14 protein-coding genes and 1 pseudogene are annotated in these 14840 nt (G+C 63.7%); 5 read left to right on the top strand and 10 right to left on the bottom strand.

The genetic code is table 11. The features are described 5' to 3' along the window. Nucleotides 1-6 precede the first annotated feature (6 nt). From K728_RS0117400 to K728_RS0117390, 3 genes are all read right to left on the bottom strand, one after another. Nucleotides 7-1038: an aldo/keto reductase gene (locus K728_RS0117400; protein WP_024477466.1), complete on the bottom strand. Its 1032-nt coding sequence runs from the start codon at nt 1036-1038 to the stop codon at nt 7-9. Between the two features lie 74 nt (nt 1039-1112). Then, a complete protein-coding gene (locus tag K728_RS0117395; protein ID WP_024477465.1) occupies nt 1113-1889 on the bottom strand; it encodes a thioesterase family protein in 777 nt (258 codons plus the stop codon). Nucleotides 1890-1990: 101 nt separating this feature from the next. Beyond that, on the bottom strand, nt 1991-2629 hold the full coding sequence (locus K728_RS0117390; RefSeq protein ID WP_024477464.1) for a DNA alkylation repair protein: 639 nt from the start codon (nt 2627-2629) through the stop codon (nt 1991-1993). A gap of 245 nt (nt 2630-2874) precedes the next feature. Here K728_RS0117390 and K728_RS0117385 point away from each other — a divergent pair, with 245 nt between their 5' ends. Then, on the top strand, nt 2875-4302 hold the full coding sequence (locus K728_RS0117385; protein WP_019482463.1) for a hemolysin family protein: 1428 nt from the start codon (nt 2875-2877) through the stop codon (nt 4300-4302). Further along, on the top strand, nt 4299-5309 hold the full coding sequence (locus tag K728_RS0117380) for a CNNM domain-containing protein (RefSeq protein WP_024477463.1): 1011 nt from the start codon (nt 4299-4301) through the stop codon (nt 5307-5309). Before K728_RS0117385 ends, K728_RS0117380 begins: the two co-directional genes overlap by 4 nt. Before the next feature lie 28 nt (nt 5310-5337). Here the strand turns inward: K728_RS0117380 and K728_RS20290 are convergent, their stop codons facing one another. The 6 genes and pseudogenes from K728_RS20290 to K728_RS0117350 form a co-directional block, all read right to left on the bottom strand. Continuing rightward, a complete protein-coding gene (locus K728_RS20290; protein ID WP_019482465.1) occupies nt 5338-6159 on the bottom strand; it encodes a GAF domain-containing protein in 822 nt (273 codons plus the stop codon). Nucleotides 6160-6179: 20 nt separating this feature from the next. Next, nucleotides 6180-6815: an ECF RNA polymerase sigma factor SigK gene (sigK, locus tag K728_RS0117370; protein WP_024477462.1), complete on the bottom strand. Its 636-nt coding sequence runs from the start codon at nt 6813-6815 to the stop codon at nt 6180-6182. A gap of 146 nt (nt 6816-6961) precedes the next feature. Further along, the gene (locus K728_RS0117365) at nt 6962-7219 is read right to left on the bottom strand and encodes a metal-sensitive transcriptional regulator (RefSeq protein ID WP_024477461.1); all 258 of its coding nucleotides are present in this window, start codon (nt 7217-7219) and stop codon (nt 6962-6964) included. Between the two features lie 86 nt (nt 7220-7305). Continuing rightward, nucleotides 7306-8837 (bottom strand): annotated as a pseudogene (locus tag K728_RS19875) (carboxyl transferase domain-containing protein). Between the two features lies 1 nt (nt 8838). Continuing rightward, on the bottom strand, nt 8839-10053 hold the full coding sequence (locus K728_RS0117355) for a CaiB/BaiF CoA transferase family protein (RefSeq protein ID WP_024477460.1): 1215 nt from the start codon (nt 10051-10053) through the stop codon (nt 8839-8841). Between the two features lie 48 nt (nt 10054-10101). Next, entirely contained in the window at nt 10102-11478 is a 1377-nt protein-coding gene (locus K728_RS0117350) for an SLC13 family permease (protein ID WP_024477459.1), read from the bottom strand. A 147-nt stretch (nt 11479-11625) separates the two neighbouring features. Between K728_RS0117350 and K728_RS0117345 the strand changes: the two genes are divergently transcribed. The 3 genes from K728_RS0117345 (at nt 11626) to K728_RS0117335 (ending at nt 13848) form a co-directional block, all read left to right on the top strand. After that, entirely contained in the window at nt 11626-12327 is a 702-nt protein-coding gene (locus K728_RS0117345) for a FadR/GntR family transcriptional regulator (RefSeq protein WP_019482471.1), read from the top strand. 108 nt (nt 12328-12435) lie between these two features. Then, on the top strand, nt 12436-13299 hold the full coding sequence (locus tag K728_RS0117340; protein ID WP_024477458.1) for a universal stress protein: 864 nt from the start codon (nt 12436-12438) through the stop codon (nt 13297-13299). A gap of 81 nt (nt 13300-13380) precedes the next feature. Next, on the top strand, nt 13381-13848 hold the full coding sequence (locus K728_RS0117335; protein ID WP_019482473.1) for a pyridoxamine 5'-phosphate oxidase family protein: 468 nt from the start codon (nt 13381-13383) through the stop codon (nt 13846-13848). Nucleotides 13849-13890: 42 nt separating this feature from the next. Here the strand turns inward: K728_RS0117335 and K728_RS23410 are convergent. Then, the coding region (locus K728_RS23410) for a putative PEP-binding protein (protein WP_443111014.1) at nt 13891-14840 on the bottom strand (950 nt) is incomplete at its 5' end.

Genomic DNA, 14840 nt, shown 5'->3' with positions numbered 1-14840 from the left:
GGGTGGTTAGCGCCCGCCGTCAATCTTGCGGCTGCGCTGCTCTTGGCCCGGCACACCGTAGGGGTAGTCGGAGACCTCCGGTGCGCTGACCGTTGAAAGCCTGTCGACCTCGGCTGCGCTCAGGGTCACCGAGTCGGCGCCCAGGTTGTCGGTGAGCTGATCGGTGTTCCGTGCCCCCAGGATGACCGAGGTGACAGCTGGCTGCTGGGCCACCCAGGCGAGGGCCACCTGCGATGCCGTGACCTCCCGCTCAGCTGCAATGTCTACGACGGTGTCAATAATGCGCCAGGTGCGCTCCTTGGCGTTGCGTTCCTTCCAGGCTTCCATGCCGCGCTCGGGGTTCTCGCCCAGCCGCGTCTCGCCGGTGGGAGAGGTATCCCGCTGGTACTTTCCGGTGAGCCAGCCACCGCCCAGCGGCGACCAGGGCAGGAGGCCGATATCGGCGTCGAGCGCTGCCGGAACAATTTCCGACTCGATCTCGCGGACCAACAGACTGTACTGGGGTTGCAGGGTGACCGGCGCGTTCCAGCCGTGGGCCTTAGCCAGCCAGACGGCCTTGGTCATTTGCCAGCCGGAATAGTTGGAGAATCCGTAGTAGCCGATCTTGCCGTTGCGGATCGAATCCTCGAGGAAACCCAGGGTCTCCTCCAGCGGGGTGAGTGGATCCCACGAATGCACCTGGTACAGGTCAATGTGGTCGACGCCAAGCCGGGCCAGTGAGTCGTCCAGCGCCCGGCGCAGGTGACGGCGGGACAGGCCAATATCGTTGACGCCATCTCCCATCGGGAAACGTCCCTTTGACGCGAGGACCATCTGGTCGCGCTCCGTGGGGTTCTTGGCCAGCCAGGAACCGATGATCCTCTCGGACGCGCCAGCTGTGTACACGTCGGCGGTGTCGATGAAGTTGCCGCCAGCGGCCGCGTAGGCGCTGAGGACCTGGTGGGAAGTCGCTTCGTCGGCCTCCGCGCCGAACGTCATCGTGCCCAGGGCGTACGCCGACACTGCAGTGCCGCTGTTGCCAAGCTTGCGGTATTCCATCGTGCTGCTCCTTTGAATCGACAGGTATAACTCGTATCAACCCTAGTTGCAGTGCGGCCGTTGGCAGGGCGTCGTTACAGCTTCCGGATGGTGAGGATCTGCTCAGCCCGGCCGAAGGGACCCGTGGTGTCATGCAACACCGCGGAGGTCAGCCCAATCCCGTCAGCACCGAAACTGACGCTCGTCTCCAGGCCCAGCCACTCCCCCGCCGGTTCGCGGTACAGGTGGACCTGCAGGTCAAGGTTGGGGAACATCCAGCTGCCCGGTCCGGGAGGAACCCGTGCCGACACCCCGTTCGCTGTATCAATCAGGCCGATCAGCCGCACCAGATCAGCTGTCGGAGTGCCTTCAACCATCTGATGTGGGGTACGCAACCAGACCCGGCCCCGGCCCGGGCGATGACCCTCGACGACCCGAAACTCCAGGGACTCGATAAATCCCCCGGGCCAGGCGGTCATGTCCGCAAAGGGGCCCGCCTGGTCAGGGCCGGGCATAGGTGCGTCCTCGATTGCCGCAACCGCCGCACTGTCGGCCTTCGCCAGGCGCCAGGCTTTGGCACGGATCACCGTCCGTCCGCCGGAGACCATCTCCGCCTCCAGCAGTTCGATGGTCTTGCCCGGTCTGATGACCTTGACCAGCACATCGAACGTGCCCCCGGGGATCATGCCAAGGATGTCGAAGCTGAGTCGCGCCATCCGCAGGTCAGGTCGAGGACTGCACTGCTCGAGGCAGTGAGCCAGCAACCCGGCCGCTGGCGCCATGTGTTGTTCTTCGGGGTTCCAGGCACCCTGCGCGTGGATGGTGGATTCGAAACTGCCTTCGCCCAGCGGGCGATAGTAGGAAGCTGGCATGAAGGAGCACCTTTGCTGGACTGCGGTGGGTGGCTGGCCCCAACCCGGGGCCGCCGCAGCACCAGTCTATGACGCGTTCCGCGGCTGTTGCGGTGGGCGCGCTACACCGGTGGCACGGCCAGTTCCGGGCGGGCTGTGGCCAGTTCCCTGGCGATCAGCTCGATTGCCTCGCCGACGACGTCGCGCCCGGCCCCCTCACGGTTTGCTGCTCTCGCGGCTTTGACCCGCCGCACCAGGCCGTCCCAGTCGCCACCGCCGGTACGCAAGGGGCGGAGCGACGAGAGGAGCGCCGCCCGGCCGAGCCAGGGGTCGACGTCGGTCGCCCACCGGTCCAGTATCACTGCTGCACGGTCCCCGTCACGTTGGTTCAGCCGGTCGGTCAACGGACCCACCACGTCGATGGCCAGCGGATCGACCAACTCCGGCCTGCCCCCCTGCCGCAGAAATCCCTCCACCCGGGTCAGGTCTGTCACCTGAAGGAGTGCCAGTCTCGACTGCAGCACCACGATGGCCGCCAACCGGCGTTCAAACACCGCTACCGCCCACAGCTCCGAACTGAGCGCCAGCACGGCGTCGTGCTCCAGCCCGCGGTAGCGGCGGAAGGCATCCCGGACGGCGCCCCGGACCGCGCCTACCGACGCCCCATAAATCCGCAGGCCCCCGCTACCCCGATCGTCGGCCCGCTCCCACGTCGCCTCGCGCTGCAGCGCGGTGTCGATGAACTGCCCTGCCTCACTCACAGTCCTATTCTTCCCTGCTCCGGCGGAAGGTCGAACGCGGCCACCGGGTAGTAGGTTACTGGCCGTCGCAGGGCTCTCGGTATAGTGGTTATGTCAATGTTTCCAAGACTGCTAAAGGTGCTGGTCTAACTGCGTACGCAACCGGGGTCCTCTGATGACCCCAGTCATTGTTGTTCTTTCAATCTGAATCCTGAATCAAGTCTCGGCCGTGGGTTCACGCCGGCCGACTGCGGGGGGTCAACTAAATGACGATCACCCTGCTCACCCTCTTACTGGGCATCATCATCATCCTCGCCATCATTGCCGCCAACGGCTATTTCGTGGCCCAGGAATTTGCCTACATGTCGGTCGACCGGACCAAGCTTGCGGTCCTGGCCGAAGCCGGCGATGTCTCTGCCCAACGGGCCCTGAAGGTCACCAAGCGAACGTCCTTCATGCTGTCGGGCGCCCAACTGGGCATCACTGTCACCGGTCTACTGATTGGTTACGTGGCTGAACCGCTGGTCGGTGAGTCACTGGGTGTCCTGCTCGGCGGGGCCGGTTTGCCGGCCGCCCTGGGTATCTCAATCGGCACGGTACTGGCCCTCGTTGTTGCGGCAGTTGTCCAGATGATCTTCGGTGAGCTGTATCCGAAGAACCTGGCCATCGCCAATGCTGAGCCGCTGGCGCGCGGACTGGCTCGCTCAACCACGATCTACCTTGCCGCGTTCGGCTGGCTGATCACGATCTTCGACCACTCGGCCAACGCCCTGCTGCGGCTCGTCCGGGTTGAACCAGTCCACGACGTCGATACCACCGCAACTGCGAAGGATCTGGACCGCATTGTGGCCGATTCCCGCCAGAGTGGTGACCTGCCCGAAGAACTGTCGATGCTGATTGACCGTATCCTCGACTTCCCCGACCGGGATATTGAACACGCGATGATTCCGCGGTCACAGGTCGGCACCGTCGGGCCCGAGGCAACGGTGGGCTATGTGCGCACCCTGATGGCCGATGCCCACACCCGCTATCCCGTGGTGTCCGAAACCGAGGAACCCCTCGGCGTCGTCCAGCTCGCGGATATTCTGCCGGCAAGCATCAGCGACGACACCCTGGTGACGGCGGTCATGCACCCGCCGCTGGTGCTGCCGACCCTGATGTCCCTGCCCAATGCGCTGGAGCAGCTGATGAACTCCCGCAACGAGCTTGCCTGCGTGATCGATGAGTATGGCGGCTTCACCGGCGTCATCACCGTCGAGGATCTTGCAGAGGAACTCGTCGGTGAACTCACCGACGAGCACGACGACGAAGCACCACCCACGATCGAGTCCGAAGAGGACTTCATCTGGCGGATGAGTGGTGACGTGCACGTCGATGAGGTGGAGCGCGCTATCGGGCACGAACTGCCCGAGGGCGACTACGAGACGATCTCGGGTGTGCTGATCGCCGTTCGCGGCGAACTGCCGGCCGTCGGCGAAACAGTCACTGTGGTTCTCCCCGACGATCCCCGCGACCTGGTCGAGGATGAGCCCGTCCGCCGTGTGCTCGACGTCGAAGTCCTCGAAGTAACCCGGCATGTACCGAGCGAGTTACTGGTGCGGCTGATCGAGCTCACCCCAGAGAACGCCGACGCCGGTGAGCGCGCTGAGCGCCGCACCGACGCAGCTGATGAAACCAGTGAGGAAACCCGATGATCGTAACCCTGGTAACGGTGCTACTCATCGTCCTTAGTGCATTCTTCGTCGTGATCGAATTCGCCCTGTTGGGTGCACGCCGCTACCGGCTTGAAGCCGAGGCGGCCAACAACCGTTCAGCGCGTGCCGCGCTGCGGGGTATCAACGAACTCACCATCATGCTTGCGGGTGCCCAGCTGGGAATTACCGCCTGCACGTTTGCTCTCGGCGCGATCACCAAACCGGCTGTTGACGCCTGGTTGGGTCCGGTACTCGCATCCTGGGGCATCCCGGAGGCAATAGCCGGCGGTACAGCGTTTGGGCTGTCCCTCCTGTTTGTGACCTTCCTTCACCTCGTCGTAGGAGAAATGGCGCCCAAGTCGTGGGCCATTGCCCACCCCGAGCGGTCTGCCAAGCTCATCGGGCTGCCGTCACGCGGTTTCATTTGGCTCGTCCGGCCTCTGCTGGTCTGGGTCAATGCCATCGCGAACCGCCTCGTCGCTGCCAGCGGTGTCACACCTGTGAACCGGGCTGCGGCCGGCGGGTTGGACGCCGGGTCGATTCGTCACCTGGTCGAGCATTCCGCTGCAACTGGGGCACTCGAGGCGTCCTACCAGACGCAGCTGTCGGGTGCGCTGGAACTGGAAAGCCTCACGGTTCGCTCACTCATCGCTCCCGGCGGCGCGCCCACGGTGGTGCCGGACACTGCCACGATGGCCGATGTCCAGGAAGCGGCGGCGCGGTCGAAGCACCTCCGTATCCTCGTGCAGGGCGACGCCGGTACTCCTCCCGGGGTGATCCACGTTCGGGACACGCTCCTCGAGCCAGCGGATCGCCAGGTCCGTGAGCTGGCCGGTGCAGCCTTCCTGCTGGAGGCCGATGTTCCGGTCTATGAGGCGTTGGCTCAGATCCGGAGCGCGAGTGTTCAGCTTGCGGCCGTGATGGACGATGGCAAGTTCATCGGCGTCATTACGCTGTCAGATGTCATGCGGCGGGTTCTGCCCATGTCGATGGCTCCCGCGAAGTAGCCCGGACAGGCTGTTGGCCGCTGGAGTCCTAGGACCGATTCATCTCCATCTGGTTCTGGGCTTCGGCGGCCAACTGCTTTAAGGCCAGCTCATCGGCCGCCGAGAAGTCTCGCGGACGGTCATCGATGATGCACAGCGTGCCGACCGGCCAACCACCGGGGCCACGCAGCGCATATCCTGCATAAAACCTGATGTGCGGTTTCAGTTGCACCAGTGGATTGTTCCGGAATTTGCTGTCCGCCAGCGCATCACGCACCACCATCACCCGTTCGCTGCGAATGGTCTGGTCACAGAAGGAAATCCGGCGCGGGACATTCTCACCGATGGGACCCGTCACCGATTTGATGAACTGGCGGTGCTGGCCGATCAGGGCAATCGAGGCAGAGCTGACACCAAACTGCTCTTGTGCCCGTCGGGTGATCCGGTCGAATCGCTCCTCGGGAGCCGACCCCATCAGCCCGGTCCGATGCAACGACTGTAGCCGCAGCGATTCGGCCTGGTTGACCGGGAACAGGGCAGCCGCCGTCGTCGTCAGGCGTCGCAGCGCTGGATCGGTCAGGCTTTCGAAGCTGCTTTCGGTGGGGACACCTGTGGCGAGGGAAACGTCGTCGGTTGTGTACGCCGCACGGCGCACTGGTGAATCCTTGTCATCGAGCATCTCGTTAATTGCGTGGGAGACCATGTCCCGCTGGAATTGCTCGAGCTGCATCAGGCCGTGAATGTACGCCTTGAACTCGACGATGTCGCAGGTGCCACCGATTTCTGTGTAGTTGTCCCAGACCGAGTTGAGGTCAAGCCCGGACGTCATGACGGCCAGGCGCGTGAACCACTGTTGAAGGTATGGGTCCATAAGGTTGTCTTTCTTCCTGCTCACCGGGAGAGGGCGTCGTAGCCGTCGGCTTCCATGGCGTCCCGCAGGCGGGTCAGCCCTGCCTGAATCCGCGATTTGGCGGTGGGAAGCTTGATCTGTAGCGTCTCAGCGACTTCGACATAGGTCATTCCGCCGTAGTAGGCCAGGCTGATGGCCTCTGCCTGCCGGTCGGTGAGGGATCCAAGACACTTTCTGACGCTCTCTGACATCAGGGTGTGGTGCACCGTTTCTTCAACGCTGTCCGGTCGGACTGCCGCTGACCGCAGGCTGTACGCCGCGTCACGTCCGGCAGAACTTTGCTCGCTACGCACCCGGTCGACGGCGCGCCGGTGAGCGAGGGTCAAAATCCAGCTATGGGGAGAGCCTCGATCGGCGTCGAACTGGCCCGACGACGCCCACAGCATCAGATACACCTCCTGCACCACTTCCGCCGCAATTGCTGCATTTTGGATCACCCGCAGCACCAGCCCGTAGACCCGTTTGCAGGTCTGCCTGTACAGGGCAGCGAAAGCCTCCTGATCTCCATCAGCGGTGCGGCCGAGAAGGTCTGCCAGGGAGGGACTCTGGACGGCATCCTGCTGGGCGGTAGCTCGAACGGGAGGATCGACCGGACCGCGCCTGCTGCTGTGGGACATGAAACCTCACCGTTGAGTCAGTGTGGGGGTCGAGACCGGGCAGCGCGAGAGCTCTGCGGCGCCCCGCACCGTCCGAACTATGCCATCCAAACCGCCCGCCCGCAATAGCGGACGGCCCCCGGGCGCCGTGTGACGTGCAGGGCCGGTTAGGCGAGGGACAGGAACAACTTTTCGAGATCTTTTTTGTCCATGGTGGCATCGTCGCTGGTAAGACATTGCTCCAGCCCGGTGGCAATGATCGCGAACCCTGCACGGTCCAAAGCCTTCGACACGGCAGCCAACTGGGTGATGACGTCCTTGCAGTCCTTACCCTCCTCAAGCATGCGGGTGACAGCAGCCAATTGGCCCTGCGCGCGCTTGAGGCGGTTGATGACTGGGGTCAGCTCTGAGGCGTCGAGTTGCATGGTCGTCTCCAGGTTGTGGGTGTCGATTCAGCGTACCCCACCGGGTGTTTCCCACCGCACTTGAGAAGCGTACCCAGGCGTCCCTGCTAACCCGTCGGAGCAGCCAATCGGGGCCCCAGATCGCGATACTTGGCGGCCCGCCGGGTCAGGAGGGTGTCAATGGATTCCCCTGCCAGAGACGACAGCTCGTACTCGATAGCTGCTCCCATCCGGAGGCAAAACGCCTTGGCTTCCTCGGCGGCGTCATCGCGCTCGTCAACCAGGTGGTCGACCAGCCCGTTGGCATGCAACGACGCTGCATTGACTCCTTGCGCTTCGGACAGTGCCGGCGCGAACTCGGTGCTCCGGTGCATGATCGCGCTGGCCCCCTCGGGTGGCAACGGTGACAGCCAGGCGTGGTGGGCGGCGATGGTACGGTCCGCAGGGAGGAGCGCCAGCGCTCCCCCGCCGGCGCCCTGTCCGAGCAGCACCGAAACCGTTGGTGACTGCAAGCCGATGAGGTCGTAAAGCGATCGGGCGATTTCGCCCGCAAGACCACCCTCCTCCGCCTCTCTGGACAGTGCGGCGCCAGCGGTATCAATCACGGTCAGCAATGGCAGGCCAAGTTCTTCGGCCAGTTTCATGCCTCGTCGCGCCTCGCGCAGCGACGCAGGACCCATTGAGCTTTCCGGTGCCACCCGGGACCTGTTATGGCCCAACACCACGCACGATTGGTGGCCGAAACGGGCAAGCGCCAGCTGGAGGCCGGGATCCTTTTCGCCCTGGCCAGTGCCGTTGAGCGGCAGTACATCCTGGGCGGCCCAGCTGAGCAGTCTCCGCAGATCGGGGCGACGCCGGTTGCGGGAAATCTCGATGGAGGTCCAGGCGTCCACCGGGGAGGGTAAGACGTCGAGGGTCGCCGGAGGTGGCACCGGTGCTGTTGCTTGCTGCGTCAGAACGTTCAGCGCGCGGTCGACGATTTCGGGGAGCAGCTCCGGAGGGACGACCGCATCAATGAGCCCCTTGTCGTACAGGTTCTCGGAGATCTGCACGTTCTCGGGGAACGGGGTGCCATACAGCGCCTCGTAGACCCGCGGGCCAAGGAAGCCGAGCAACGCGCCAGGTTCAGCGACGGTCACGTGGCCGAGGGAGCCCCAGGACGCCATGACGCCGCCGGTGGTCGGGTGCCGCAGATACACCAGGTACGGCAACCGCGCCCGNCCCGCCGGTGGGTGCGCACGGCAGCCGAAATCTTCACCATCGACAGGAACGCGAGGGTGCCCTCCTGCATCCTGGTGCCGCCGGATGCGGGCCCGGCGAGCAGCGGAAGTTCCTCCCGGGTGGCCCGTTCGACTGCCTCGACAATCCGATTGGCGGCCGCCAGCCCGATGGAACCGGCAAGGAACCGGAACTCGGATACGATCACTGCCACGCGGCGGCCGCGGATCAGGCCCTCGCCGGTGATGACCGACTCGTCCACGCCGCTCTTCTCCTGGGCGGCCTGCAGCTCCCGCTCGTACCCCGCGTCCGGGTGCGGGCCGGGCACAGGTTTATCCCAGGCGGTGAAGGTACCCGGATCAAGAACCACCTCAATCAGTTCCGCTGCCGTGAGATGGCGCACCGGCTGGGTCGTCGTCATGCTAGGAGTCCTTCGCCAGCGCGTTGTCCAGCCAGCGCCGGATGTCGGCACCATCCTGGTCCAGCAGCGGAGGCGCGGTGTGGCTTGAGTTGGTGGTCTCCTGCTCGGAGCCATCGAAGAACCGCAACGGGGGGCCGGGGAGGCTGACCTTGCCCAGCAACTGGTGCTCGACGTCGATCAGCAGGCCCTGCGACTTCACCTGCTCCCACTCGTACACCTCATCGAGGGACCGGACCTTGCCCGCCGGAATGCCGGCTTCGTTGAGCTTTGCCAGCAGGGGCTCCGACTCGTACGCGGCGAAAGCCTGTTCGATCTCGCCGATCAGCAGGTCGCGGTTACGCACACGATCACCGTTGCTGGCGAACTCGGCGCGGTCGGCGTCGAGCCCGAAGGTTGTGGCGAACTTTTGCCACAGCTTCTCGCTACCGACGCTGATCTGGACCTTCCCGGCGTCGCAGTTGAAGAGGCCGTAGGGTGCGATGGACGGGTGGTGGTTGCCCTGCGCCTTCGGCACCTCGCCGGCGACAGTGGTCCTGGTGCCCTGGAACGCGTGGACACCGACCAGCGCGGCAAGCAGCGAGGTCCGAACCACCTGGCCCTTACCGGTTTTTTCCCTTTCCAGCAGTGCCGCCAGTGCGCCGTACGCCCCGTACATCCCGGAGAGGAGGTCAGCGATCGGCACACCGACGCGTTGCGGATCATCCGGGCTGGGCCCGGTGAGTGACATCAGGCCTGCCTCGCCCTGCAGGATTTGGTCGTACCCGCTCCGGCTGGATTCTGGTCCGTCGTGCCCGAACCCGGTGATGGAGAGGACGACTAGGCGGGGGTTGAGCTGGTGCATTGCTTCGGTCGAGAATCCCAGGCGGTCCAGGACGCCCGGCCGGAAGTTTTCGACGACGACGTCGGCCCGTTCCAGCAGGGCGGTCAGGACCTTCTTCCCGTCGTCGCTCTTCAGATCCAGGGCGATCGATTCCTTGTTCCGGTTACAGGACAGGAAATAGGTGGCCTGCGGGTTGTCCTCGGGCCCCACGAAGGGTGGGCCCCAGCCGCGGGTGTCATCGCCGGAACCGGGGTTCTCCACTTTGATCACGCGGGCACCAAGGTCGGCCAGCATCATTGCAGCGTGGGGTCCTGCCAGGGCTCGGCTAAGGTCCACCACGAGGGTGCCGGCGAGTGGGCCGGACCGCTCTGCGGGGCTGGTAATAACGTCGGTCATGGTGATCTTTTTCCTTTCAGTGGGGTGTCCGGTTCCGGCGTTCAGGGCCTAGAGCCAGCCCGGCACCACGAGGACCAGCCAGGCGACCAGCGGTCCGACGACGACGATGATGCCGCCGTAGGCGAGGATCTGCTTGTAGAAGCGGTCCCTGTCAGTGCCCTCGGGGGCGTTGGCGAGTACCAACGCACCGTTGGTGGAGAACGGGGAAACGTCAACCACGGTGGAGGCGATGGACAGGGCGGCGATGACGCCGATCGCTCCGATTTCACCGGATTCCAGGAACGGGATGGCTAGCGGAATCAGCGCGGCGAGAATCGCCGTGGAGGAGGCGAACGCGGAGACGACTGCACCGATGTAGCAGATCAGCAGGGCAGCGAGCAACGGCATGCCGAGGCTTGCGACACCGTCGGACACGTATTCGATGGTTCCGGCTTCCTGCAGGACACCCACAAAGGTGAGCATGCCGCAGATCAGGAGCACCGTTGACCAGCTGATTTTTTCGACCGCACCCTTTTGGGACCGTGGAGAGATCAAGGCGAGGGCGACGGCGATGGTGATGGCAACGAAACCGACGTCGACCTTGAAGCCCAGCGCCACGACGGCGAGGACGATCAGACCGGCGATGGTGGCGAACTGCGCGAGAGTCTGCTTGCTCTCGGTGCCGACGGCGCCGTCGCTGGCTGGCTTGGCTTTGCCCTTGAGCGAGTCGGTGCCCGACCCGGTACCACGGAAGTCGACGTCGGCACCCGAGGCGCGAGCGCCCACGCTGGCGTGCATCCGGGCATCGGCTGCGTTTTCGACGAACTGCTCGACCCGGGCGGAGAACAGTTTCCGGCCACCGAGAACCAGGAACAGGACGACGGCGATGAGGAAGTTGAAGATGAGGCTGGAGAGGAAGAGTGCCATGGGGCTGTAGTCGAAGCCGGTGTCGGCGACAATGCCGTTGACGATGACGCCGTAGACGGCGATGGGCGAGAAGCCGCCGGCCTGTGCGCCGTGCACCACCATCATGCCCATCAGCAGCGGGCTGATCTTGTGCTTGGCCGCGAAACCGAGCGCGACGGGTGCCATGATTGCTACGGCTGCGGGGCCGAGCGCGCCGACGGCGGTGATGACGCCCGTGATGACGAACATGATCCACGGGATCAGGGCCACCCGGCTGCGGACAAGTTTGACCGCTCCGCTGACCAGGAGGTCGATCGTGCCGTTGTTTTGGGCGATCGCAAAGAGATAGGTGACGCCAACCAGGGTGAGGAACAGGCCGCCGGGGAAGTTGGCAATGATGTCATCGGTTTCCATGCCGAGGAAGACTGCACCCAGCAGGAAAGCGCCAACAAAGGCGAGGGCACCCATATTGACGGGCAGCAAGGTAGCGATGAGGAACATCGCTGCCAGGATGATGATTGAGAGGAGTGGGACGGACATAGGTCTTCTTTCGCCAGTGAAAGTGTGATGTGACGCACGTTACCGGCGCACTGGACTAGACTGTTAGACACTGATCCATTTGTCAATTGTGACCTGCTCGCCCCCTAAACTGGCATGACATCTCCCCACTGACGTTGAGGACCGCTGATGAACGCACTGCCCGACCCACGGCAGCTTGGCCGCGCACCCCGGCCACGACTCTATGAGCAGCTGGTCGAGCAGATCCTCGTCTACATCGAGGACGCCCAACTGGGGCCCGGTGATCTCCTGCCCGCTGAGCGAATCCTTGCCGAACAACTAGGAGTTTCGCGGGCGACACTGGCTCAGGCGCTGGTGGCCCTCGAAGTGCTGGGCGTAATCGATGTGCAGCACGGCACGGGGGCGGTGCTGGTGTATCGGCCGAGTCTGGCAACGGTGATCAGGAAGCTACGTGAGCATCAGACCAGACTGCCCGAGATCACCGAAGCACGCAGCACCCTCGAGGTGAAGCTGGCCGCCCTTGCCGCTTCCCGGCGGACCGCAGCAGACCTGGCGGCGATTGACGCTGCCCTTGAAGCAATGGCCACCGAGGTGACGGCGGGAGGTCGGGGCACCCAGGGTGATGAGTCGTTCCATCAGGCGGTCACCTCCGCCGCCCACTCCCCCGTGCTGGCCCAACTGATGGCGTTCATCGCGGAGATGGTATTGGAGACCCGGATCGAGTCACTGAGTCAGCCGGGGCGGCCCGAACAGTCACTGAAGTCGCATCGGATCATCGCCGAGGCGATCCGTTCCGGGAACCCGACGGCGGCCGCGGCGGCGATGCAGTCACACATCGATCTGGTCTCTGATGTGGCTTTGCTGAAGTAGTGCTCCCAGCTGCCCCTTCGGATCACGGTACTCGTGACTTTGGGCCCTATCGGGTTGTGGTGCGGTGCAGGACAGTAGGTCTCCTAACCATCGCGCTGGGAGGCCACCATGGAATCGTCAAAACCGATAGCCGTTGCAACCACTGATAATGCTCGTGGTCAGGCGGCGGTGACCTGGGCCGCCGCTCGCGCCGATCGTTATGGAGTGCCGCTGATTATTCTGCACGTCGTTGACGACCGCTGGGTCACCGAGGCGATCCCCTGGACGGAGAGCCTGATGGACAACGGGCAGAAGGTGCTGGAAACCGCGGCACAACGTGTCCGCGGGAGCACCGGCGTCGACATCACCACCAAGCTGCTGGAGGGCAGTGTCGCTGGGGCGCTCGGCGAATTCTCGGCCAACGCGTCAATGCTGGTGGTTGGCTCCGGCAGCGCCCACCTGGGTGGCACCCTCACGGATAGGGCTCTGCAGATCGCGGCAACCGCCACCTGCCCAGTCGCAGTCATTGGGGATCATGCGGGAAACGGGAAGGGAGTTGTTGTTGGCGTCGACGGTTCGGAGGAATCCACCCAGGCGGTCGCCTTTGCCGCCGCCGAAGCCGACCGGGATGACCAGGAATTAATTGTGGTGTATTCCCTGAACACGCCGAACCATCTCCTCGACAAGGGCCTCCTTTCGCCCAGCCTCGACAAAGCCCTCGAGGAGGAGGAACAGGTCGTGTTGTCTGAAACCGTTTCGGGCGTCCGGGAGGACTACCCGGGGCTTCTCGTGCGAAAGGTGATGGTGACCGACGCCAAACCCGCTGCGGCCCTGGTTCAAACGGCAGCCGGCGCCCACCTACTTGTGATCGGGAGTCGCGGTCGGGGAGGCTTCAGGCGGCTACTGCTGGGCTCCACTGCCCACGGGGTGCTTGGTCATCTGCCCTGTCCCACGGTGATTACCCCGATTCATAAAGTTAAGCATGACGACTAGGCGGCTGGCAGCGGCCAACTCACTCGTTGAAGGGTCTTTGGGCCCTAGGAGTTGGCCGCAGATCAATCTAGGCTCGGGGTCATGACTACCGGCGCTGAAATACCCAGGACCACTACCCTTTCCCCTGAAGAATGCTGGGAACTCTTCCGACGAGGTTCGATCGGCCGGCTAGCAGTCTGGGCCAACGAGCAGCCCGAGATTTTCCCCATCAACTACAGAATCGACGGCGGGGATTTCATCTTTCGGACAGGCCACGGTTCCAAGTTGGCCGCCGCTTTGGGCCAGCGGGTTGCACTGGAGGCGGACGGAGTAGACAAGGAGGGAGTTATCGCCTGGAGTGTCGTTGTTAAAGGTCCCGCGTACAGGCTGGACCGCACTCCGGAGGTGCTCAACTCTGTGGGCCGTCTGCTCGTTCCCTGGGAAGCCGGCAAGAAGGATCATTTTGTTCGAATCGTTCCCGAAAGCATCAGCGGGCGACGGTTCCGAATCGCTGCGCCGCTCGCCTGGGGCGGTCGGTTGGATGATGCTATGCGTGCCGGGCTGGAATAAGCGCCCATAGGCTGGAATAAGCGCCCATAAGCCCGCGCTGCCCTACTGCCCTGTCTGGCGGTTCTGACCTGTCTGGCGGTTCGAAGCTACTCGTGACTTCTCTGCCTCGGCGATGACCTGGACTGTGCGGAGAAAAGTATCGGGGTTCAGCGAGATTGAGTCGATCCCCTGCTCGACCAGGAACGCCGCGAAATCTTCGTGGTCGCTTGGTCCCTGTCCACAAATGCCGATCTTTATTCCGGCCGCGTGAGCTTTGTCGATGGCACGCGAGATCATCCACTTGACGGCCTCGTCTCGTTCGTCAAACAGTTGTGCCAAATGCTCCGAATCGCGGTCGACGCCAAGGACCAGTTGTGTCAGATCATTGGAACCGATCGAAAACCCGTCAAAGTGCCGGGCGAAATCCGAGGCAAGAATAACGTTTGACGGTATTTCGCACATCATGTAGATCTGTAGTCCTTCGTCCCCCCGGACCAGACCGTTCTCCGCCATTACCTCGATGACCAGCTCTGCTTCGCGGAGCGTGCGGCAGAACGGCACCATCACCAGGACGTTCGCAAAGCCAAGCTGCTCGCGGACCCGCTTGATTGCGCGGCATTCAAGCGCAAATCCTTCCCGGTAACGCTCGTCATAGTAGCGCGAGGACCCGCGGAACCCCAGCATCGGATTCTCTTCTGTGGTCTCAAAATAGCTTCCACCAATCAGATGGGCGTACTCGTTGCTTTTGAAGTCGCTGAGCCTGACGATGACCGGGCCCGGGTAATAAGGGGCTGCGATTTTTGCGATGCCCCGTGAGAGAACGTCAACGAAGTATTCAAGCAAAGTGTCATGACCGCGGGTGAGCTGCCTGATCTGCGCCATCTCGTCGGGATCAGTCACCAATTCCGGGTGAACAAGTGCCATCGGATGGATACGAATGAGGTTGTTGATAATGAATTCCATCCGTGCCAGGCCAACGCCTGCCGCCGGGAGCCGCCACCATTGGAAGGCAG

The sequence above is a fragment of the Arthrobacter sp. CAL618 genome, from assembly GCF_000468215.1.
Lineage (GTDB): Bacteria > Actinomycetota > Actinomycetes > Actinomycetales > Micrococcaceae > Arthrobacter_D.
The sequence above is the reverse complement of the archived record's forward strand: the minus strand, read 5'-3'. Positions and strand labels throughout refer to the sequence as shown.

Coding starts and splice junctions, on each gene's coding strand:
- K728_RS0117400 (WP_024477466.1), bottom strand. CDS start 1,038: ATGGAATACCGCAAGCTTGGCAACAGCGGCACTGCAGTGTCGGCGTAC.
- K728_RS0117395 (WP_024477465.1), bottom strand. CDS start 1,889: ATGCCAGCTTCCTACTATCGCCCGCTGGGCGAAGGCAGTTTCGAATCC.
- K728_RS0117385 (WP_019482463.1), top strand. CDS start 2,875: ATGACGATCACCCTGCTCACCCTCTTACTGGGCATCATCATCATCCTC.
- K728_RS0117380 (WP_024477463.1), top strand. CDS start 4,299: ATGATCGTAACCCTGGTAACGGTGCTACTCATCGTCCTTAGTGCATTC.
- K728_RS20290 (WP_019482465.1), bottom strand. CDS start 6,159: ATGGACCCATACCTTCAACAGTGGTTCACGCGCCTGGCCGTCATGACG.
- sigK (WP_024477462.1), bottom strand. CDS start 6,815: ATGTCCCACAGCAGCAGGCGCGGTCCGGTCGATCCTCCCGTTCGAGCT.
- K728_RS0117365 (WP_024477461.1), bottom strand. CDS start 7,219: ATGCAACTCGACGCCTCAGAGCTGACCCCAGTCATCAACCGCCTCAAG.
- K728_RS0117355 (WP_024477460.1), bottom strand. CDS start 10,053: ATGACCGACGTTATTACCAGCCCCGCAGAGCGGTCCGGCCCACTCGCC.
- K728_RS0117350 (WP_024477459.1), bottom strand. CDS start 11,478: ATGTCCGTCCCACTCCTCTCAATCATCATCCTGGCAGCGATGTTCCTC.
- K728_RS0117345 (WP_019482471.1), top strand. CDS start 11,626: ATGAACGCACTGCCCGACCCACGGCAGCTTGGCCGCGCACCCCGGCCA.
- K728_RS0117340 (WP_024477458.1), top strand. CDS start 12,436: ATGGAATCGTCAAAACCGATAGCCGTTGCAACCACTGATAATGCTCGT.
- K728_RS0117335 (WP_019482473.1), top strand. CDS start 13,381: ATGACTACCGGCGCTGAAATACCCAGGACCACTACCCTTTCCCCTGAA.